The sequence below is a fragment of the Legionella waltersii genome (assembly GCF_001468085.1).
GTDB lineage: Bacteria > Pseudomonadota > Gammaproteobacteria > Legionellales > Legionellaceae > Legionella > Legionella waltersii.
This window is the reverse complement of sequence record NZ_LNZB01000039.1, coordinates 1-529: the sequence shown is the minus strand read 5'-3', so window position 1 is coordinate 529 and position 529 is coordinate 1. Positions and strand designations below refer to the sequence as shown.

Below are 529 nucleotides of genomic sequence, written 5' to 3'. Positions count from 1 at the left end.
CATTAAAGATTTGGTTTTGTGAAAGCCAGAGCGTATCTATCCCTCTTTGTATTGCGCAATGGGCTATGGCTTGAGCAATATGGGATTTTCCTGTTCCACAAGGTCCTACGATGAGAATCGGAACTTTTTCAGTAATGAATGAACAAGAAGTTAACTCCTGTATTTGAGCGCGATTGATTTTAAGGTTAAAGTCAAAATCGAATGATTCGATCGTCTTGTCACCACTGATACGTGCGCGCTTCATCCGTGCTCTTAGCTTTTTGTTTTCCCTTCCTAACAACTCATCTTGAAGCAGTAATCCCAGAAACTCGGGGTAGCTTAGCTTCTTTTCTATTGACTCACGGTTACGCAGCGGGATGTTCTCAGCTACATGCGATAACCGTAGTTGTTTTAACTGCGAAGACAGCTCAGGCATTGGGTTTGTCATCATTCTATCTCCTATTGTTTGTGTTAGTGTAATAAGTGGGACGTATTCCGGCAGAATTTTCCACCTACCGAATAGGGTTTGGCTAATGTTGTTGGTTCTTCC

1 protein-coding gene is annotated in these 529 nt (G+C 42.3%); it reads right to left on the bottom strand.

Going from position 1 to position 529, the window contains the following annotated elements; translation table 11 throughout:
- On the bottom strand, window positions 1-430 hold a 430-nt coding region (locus Lwal_RS08620; protein WP_162264099.1), incomplete at its 3' end, for an ATP-binding protein.
- Window positions 431-529 lie beyond the last annotated feature (99 nt).